This window comes from Nocardia sp. NPDC051900, from assembly GCF_044452545.1.
Lineage (GTDB): Bacteria > Actinomycetota > Actinomycetes > Mycobacteriales > Mycobacteriaceae > Nocardia > Nocardia sichangensis.
The window spans coordinates 114,603-121,119 of sequence record NZ_JBITBU010000017.1; the positions used below are offsets into that span (position 1 = coordinate 114,603).

Annotated in this window: 5 protein-coding genes; all 5 read left to right on the forward strand. The window is 70.6% G+C overall.

Annotation, left to right across the window (positions count from 1 at the left end; all coding sequences use genetic code 11):
• Nucleotides 1-109 precede the first annotated feature (109 nt).
• On the forward strand, nt 110-1,171 hold the full coding sequence (pheS, locus tag ACIA5H_RS26875) for a phenylalanine--tRNA ligase subunit alpha (protein WP_364430322.1): 1,062 nt from the start codon (nt 110-112) through the stop codon (nt 1,169-1,171).
• Between the two features lie 33 nt (nt 1,172-1,204).
• Nucleotides 1,205-3,712 (forward strand): phenylalanine--tRNA ligase subunit beta, encoded by a 2,508-nt coding sequence (pheT, locus tag ACIA5H_RS26880; RefSeq protein ID WP_397078099.1) that lies wholly within the window; start codon nt 1,205-1,207, stop codon nt 3,710-3,712.
• A 165-nt stretch (nt 3,713-3,877) separates the two neighbouring features.
• Entirely contained in the window at nt 3,878-4,645 is a 768-nt protein-coding gene (locus tag ACIA5H_RS26885; protein ID WP_379256335.1) for an alpha/beta hydrolase, read from the forward strand.
• Between the two features lie 39 nt (nt 4,646-4,684).
• Entirely contained in the window at nt 4,685-5,203 is a 519-nt protein-coding gene (locus ACIA5H_RS26890) for a PspA/IM30 family protein (protein WP_397078102.1), read from the forward strand.
• A 43-nt stretch (nt 5,204-5,246) separates the two neighbouring features.
• Complete coding sequence (locus ACIA5H_RS26895) at nt 5,247-6,266, forward strand: hypothetical protein (protein ID WP_379256332.1); 1,020 nt, start codon at nt 5,247-5,249, stop codon at nt 6,264-6,266.
• Nucleotides 6,267-6,517 lie beyond the last annotated feature (251 nt).

Below are 6,517 nucleotides of genomic sequence, written 5' to 3' on the forward strand. Positions count from 1 at the left end.
ATCCGCGTGAATCCGCCGAGGCCCATCGAATACGATTGCGACCAGCAGCAATGCGGGCAGGCGAGCAGCGGTGCCCGCGAATTGATCCCCAGGGGAGAGACGGAGCATCGTGGCCGACGACATCGACGCAGGCGAGCAGAACGCGGCGCTGACCGAGGAGGCACTGGCCGCGGCCGCGGCGGCCGCCGAGAAGGCGTTCGCCGCTGCCGCCGACCTGGATGCGCTCGCGGTCGCGAAAACCGAGCACCTCGGCGGCAAGGCGCCGCTGGCGCTGGCCCAACGCGCGCTGGGCAGCCTGCCCAAGACGGAGAAGGCGGACGCGGGCAAACGGGTCAACGTCGCCAGGTCCAGGGTGTCGGAGGCGTTCGAGTCCCGCCGCGCCGCGTTGCTGGCCGAGCGCGACGCCGCCGTGCTGGTCGCCGAGACCATCGACGTGACGCTGCCCGCGCGCCGGGCGGCCGTCGGCGCGCGGCATCCGATCACCGTCATCTCCGAGCAGATCGCCGACGTGTTCGTCGCGATGGGCTGGGAGGTCGCCGAAGGTCCCGAGGTGGAGACCGAGCACTTCAACTTCGACGCGCTGAACTTCCTGCCCGACCATCCGGCTCGCACCATGCAGGACACCTTCCACATCGCGCCGGAGGGCTCGCGCCAAGTGCTGCGCACGCACACCTCGCCGGTGCAGGTGCGTTCGATGCTGGAACGCGAGCTGCCGATCTACGTGGTCTGCCCGGGCCGCACCTTCCGCACCGACGAACTGGACGCCACGCACACACCGGTGTTCTCCCAGGTCGAAGGCCTGGCGGTGGACAAGGGTCTGACCATGGCGCATCTGCGCGGCACGCTGGACGCGTTCGCTCGCGCGCTGTTCGGACCACAGACCCGCACGCGCATGCGGCCCAACTACTTTCCGTTCACCGAGCCCTCCGCCGAGGTCGACGTGTGGTTCCCGGACAAGAAGGGCGGTGCGGGCTGGGTCGAATGGGGCGGCTGCGGCATGGTGAACCCGAAGGTGCTGATCGCCAGCGGGATCGACCCCGAGGTGTACAGCGGGTTCGCCTTCGGCATGGGCCTGGAGCGCACGCTGCAGTTCCGCAACGGCATCCCGGACATGCGCGACATCGTCGAGGGCGACGTGCGTTTCACGCTGCCCTTCGGTATCCGGTCCTGACCCCACCCTTCGATCGAGAGAGCGAAACGTCAAGTGCGAGTAGCGCAGTCCTGGCTGACCGACATCATCCAGCGCACCAACCCGGAGTGGTCGGTGACGCCGGAGGAGCTCGACGCGGGATTCGTCCGGGTCGGGCTGGAAGTCGAAGAGCTCGACCGGCTCGAGCGGATCGCGGGTTCGGAGGAGGGCGGCGAGCCGCTGGTGGTCGGCCGCGTCGCCGAGATCACCGAACTGACCGAGTTCAAGAAGCCGATCCGCTTCTGCAAGGTGGACATCGGTAAGCCCGAGTTGCAGGAGATCATCTGCGGCGCACGGAATTTCCAGGTCGGTGATCTGGTGGTCGTGGTGCTGCCCGGCGGCGTGCTGCCCGGCGGGTTCGAGATCACCTCGCGCAAGACCTACGGTCACGTGTCCAACGGGATGATCTGCTCGGTCGCCGAACTGGGGATCGGCAAGGACCATTCCGGCATCCTGGTGCTGGAACCGGGCACCGCCGAGCCCGGCGCCGACGCCAACGCGCTGCTCGGTCTGGACGACACCGTCATCGAGCTGAACATCACTCCCGATCGCGGCTACTGCTTCTCCGTTCGCGGCCTGGCGCGCGAGCTGGCCTGCGGTTTCGATCTCGAGTACGCCGATCCGGCGGTGCGCACCCTGCCTGACCACGAGCAGGAAGCCTGGCCGATCCGGGTCGAGCCGGACTCCCGGTGCACGCGCTTCGCGGCCCGCCGGGTCACCGGCGTCGACCCGGAGGCGGTGAGCCCGTGGTGGTTGCAGCGCAGGCTGCTGTTGTCGGGCGTACGCCCGATCTCGCCCGCCGTGGACGTCACCAATTACGTGATGCTGGAGCTGGGGCAGCCGCTGCACGCCTTCGACGCGAACAAGGTGTCGGGCGGATTGGTGGTCCGTTCCGCGCACAAGGGCGAGAAGTTGCGCACCTTGGACGACGTGGAGCGCGCCCTCGACGTCGAGGACGTGGTGATCGCCGACGATTCCGGCGTCATCTCCTTGGCCGGTGTGATGGGCGGCGCGAGCACCGAGGTCGGCGCGGAGAGCACCGACATCCTGCTCGAGGCGGCCACCTGGAACCCGCTGCTGATCTACCGGACCGCGCGCAGGCACAAGCTGGTGTCCGAGGCGGGCAAGCGGTACGAACGGGTCGTCGACCCGGAGATCAACGTGGCCGCGCTCGATCGAGCGGCCACGTTGCTGGCCGAAATCGCCGGCGGCACCATCGAACCCGTGCTGACCGACATCCGGACCCCCGTCCCGGCGCCCGAGCCGATCCGGATGGACATCGACCTGGCCGACCGTGTCGCGGGCGTCACGTACGCGACCGGCACCTCGGCGCGCCGCCTGGCCCAGATCGGCTGCACGGTCGAGGTCGGCGTCAGCGAGGCCGGGCACGGTCAGCTGGTGGTGACCCCGCCGAGCTGGCGGCCCGACCTGGCTCAGCCCGCCGACCTGGTGGAGGAGGTGCTGCGGCTGGAGGGCCTGGAGCGGATCCCGTCCGTGCTGCCGGCCGCACCGGCCGGGCGTGGGCTCACGCCGACCCAGCGCCGCCGGCGCGCCGTCAGCCGCGCGCTGGCGTTCGCAGGCGCCGTGGAGGTGCCGCCGCCGGTGTTCCTGCCCGCCGGTGTGTTCGACACCTGGGGCCTGGACGCAGACGACCCGCGCCGCGCCACCACGAGGGTGCTGAATCCGCTCGACGTGGAGCGCGCCGAGCTGGCCACCACCCTGCTCCCCGGTTTGCTCGAGGTGGCGGTCCGCAATATCTCGCGGGGCGCGCGTGACCTGACGATCTACGGCATCGCGCAAGTCGTGCTGCCGGGCGCGAACACCAGAGCGGTCGACCCGCTGCCGGTGGACCGGCGCCCCACCGACGACGAGATCGCCGAGTTGCTGGATTCGCTGCCCGAACAGCCGGTGCACGTGGCCGCTGTCCTGACCGGCCGCCGGGAGCCGCGCGGGCCGTGGGGGCCGGGCCGTCCGGTCGAAGCCGCCGACGCGTTCGCCCTCGCCGACGCCGTCGGCGACGCGGCCGGTGTGACCATCGAGCGCCGTGCGGCGGCTCAGCTGCCCTGGCATCCCGGGCGCTGCGCCGAGCTGGTGGTCGACGGAACGGTCGTCGGCTACGCGGGTGAGCTGCATCCCGCCGTGCTGGAACGTTCCGGCCTGCCGCCGCGCACCTGCGCCGTCGAACTCGACTTGGACGCGCTGCCGCTGCGCGAGTCGCGGCCGGTCCCGACGGTGTCGCCGTTCCCGGCGGTGCTCCAGGACGTCTCGGTGAGCGTCGAGAAGACCGTCCCGGCGGCGTCCGTCGAGTCCGCACTGCGCACCGGCGGCGGCGAGCTGCTGGAGGACATCGCGCTGTTCGACGTGTACGAGGGCGCTCAGGCGGGTGAGGGACGTAAGTCGCTCACCTACGCCCTGCGTTTCCGTGCCACCGACCGCACCCTCACCGAGGACGAGGCCAGCGCGGCGCGCGACGCGGCGGTCGCGGCGGCGGCCGACGCCGTGGGCGCGGTGCTACGCGGCTGACGCACGCGGTCACCGCAACCGGCTACGGCCGAGTTCGATCGTCTCCGCGGGTCGGGCGGCGACCGGCGTCCGCACCGGCCCTGCGGCGGTGGGCCGCGGCTCGAGCACTCGTGTCGCGGCACCCGCCCGACCCGGCCTTGCCTGTTCAGGAGTAAGAACAAGGGCATGCGACACCCGGCCCGTCCGATCCTCAACGCGCTGACTTACCTGCCGGAGCGGACGGTGCTGCAAACTCCGGCGCTGCTCGGCATGGAGTACACGGACCTGTCCCTGCCCACGGCGGACGGGCAGACCGTGCACGCGTGGTGGATGCCTGCCCGCGATTCGATCGGGCACATCCTGTTCGCGCACGGGAACGCGGGCAATCTCGGCGACCGGGTGCCGATCTTCGCGTTGCTCACCGAGGCCGGTTTCGACGTGCTGGCCTTCGACTACCGCGGCTACGGGCGCAGCACCGGGAAACCGACCGAGCACGGCACCTACCTGGACGCGCGCGCCGCGCGCAGGGCGCTGCTGGAACAACCCGGCGTCGATCCGAATCGCGTGCTGTACCTGGGCAAGTCCCTCGGGGGCGGTGTCGTGCTCGAGCTGGCACAGCACCATCCCCCGGCCGGAGTGATGCTGATGTCCACCTTCAGCGGCCTGCGCGACGCGGCTCGCTCGGTGTATCCGTTCCTGCCCGCGGCCTTGGTGCCGAACGCCTATCCGAACGAACGCCGCATCCGCGCGCTGCGCGCCCCGGTACTGATCATGCACGGCGACCAGGACGAACTGCTGCCGCTGCGGCACGCGCAACGGCTCTACGCCGCGGCGCCGGAGCCGAAACGGCTGGTGGTCTTCCCCGGAGCCGGGCACAACGATCTGATCGTCGTGGGCGGCTCGGCCTGGTACGACCTGGTGCGCGACTGGGCGGGTGCGCGCGTGCGGTCGTGAACGGCCTTCGGTGCGGTCGCGCGTGCGTAGCCTGGCGGTATGAGCGACAACAGCGAAATCGCGAGCCGGTTGGCCGGGCTGCCGGACGCGGAGTTGGCAGGTGTACTGCTGGCCGCAACGGCGGCGCGTCCCGGGTTCGCGGCGGTCCACGCCGCGCTGGTCGGGCTGTTGGAAACCGGTGATGCGGCTGCGGCCGGAAATGTGACTCCTGCCACCTCGGCCGGTGGGCCTGGGTTCCCGCGGCACACGCCCGATGTGTCGGGCCAGGTCGGCGGCGGTTCCGCGGTACCGGCGGTACCGGTACCGCCGCCGGGTATGCCGGAGTCCGCCGCGAGTGGCGGATATTCGGCCTCCGGCGTTCCTACTTTCGAGTCAGTTCGCGATAAGGTCGAGCATCGCTACGGCACCGCGCAGGGGATGGGTGAACTCGACCGGCAGACTCCAGCGGGCCGCGGCGTGGACGAACAATGGCAGGCACGTGAGCAGGCCGCGCGTGAGCGCCTGGACCGGATCCGGAAATCGTTGCACGGCAACGACGCCGACCCGCACCAGCCGTGAACCGCGCCGGGCGCGCCGCACGAGGTGTGATGGGTGGAATTCGATGAGCGAGCCGCGTGAGATCGCCGAACGGCTACTGGAGGCCCAGGTGGCGTTCCTGCTCGCCGAGGTGACCGGCGAGCGTTTCGCGGAGGTGGTCGCGCGCGACACCGAGGCGGTGCTCGGAGTCGCCGACACGCTCGTCTTCCGGGACGTCGTGGAGATCGACCAGGCCAAGCAGACCGTCCGCACGGTCGTCGAGCTGATCGGCGGCAGTCCGGTTCTCGCCGATATGGTCGGGGTCTTCGCCGACTCCATCTACGACCACATCGCCGCCAACCACGACTACACGCTCGGCGAGGTGGTCGAGCGCGAGCCGGTGGAGGCGCTGCTGGAGAAGATCTTCGGCATGCACCAGGCGCAGGAGCGCATCCTGGACCGGCTCACCGAGAGCCCGCTGGTGGCCACGGTCGCGTCGAAGTTCGTGGACAAGCTGATCAACGACTTCGTGCAGGCCAACCGGGAACGCGCGGAGAAGATCCCGGGTGTGTCCTCGCTGATGTCGCTGGGCCAGTCCGCGGCCAATCGCGCCAAGAAGGCCGCCGACGGCACCTTCGTCGGCGACCTCGCGGGCAAGGGCGCGCTGTTCGCCCTCAAGCGGACCAACAACGCCATCCGCGAGATGCTGCGCGATGCCCCGGTGCACGCCGCCGCGATGGAGTTCTGGGATCTGCATGCCGACGAGCCGGTCAGCGGTCTGCGCGAATACCTCAGCCGGAAGGATCTCAACGAGCTGGTGCTGCTGTGCTACGAGATCGCCGTCACCACCCGCGAGAAGGAGTACTTCGGCCTGCTCCTGGACGAGTGCGTGGAGGTGTTCTTCACCAAGTACGGCGACTACACCTTGGCGGCCATGCTGCCCGAACTCGGTCTGACCGGTGACGACATCGTCCAGGAAATCCTCCGGTACGGACCGGCGGTCATCGAGGGCGCGAAGCGCGAAGGGGTTCTCGCCGGGTTGATCCGCGAGCGCCTCGCCCCCTTCTATACCTCCGACGAGGTACTCGCCATCCTCTCTGTCTGATTTCCAGCGCCTGCGTGTGTTGGTTTCCAGCGACTGCGGCGCTGGGTTCCCGGCCCCTTCATGGCTCGCGTCCGAGCGACCGCCGCTTGCTCCTTCGTCGCGGACGCGACGGCCACTCGGACGCGAGCCGGGCTGTGTTCGTTTTTCCAGCGCCTGCGGCGCTGGGTGTTGGGGGGGCCCGGGGGGGGGGGGGGGGGGGGCGGGCCGGGGGGGGGGGGCGGGGGGGGGGGCGGGGGGGGGCGGGGGGGGCG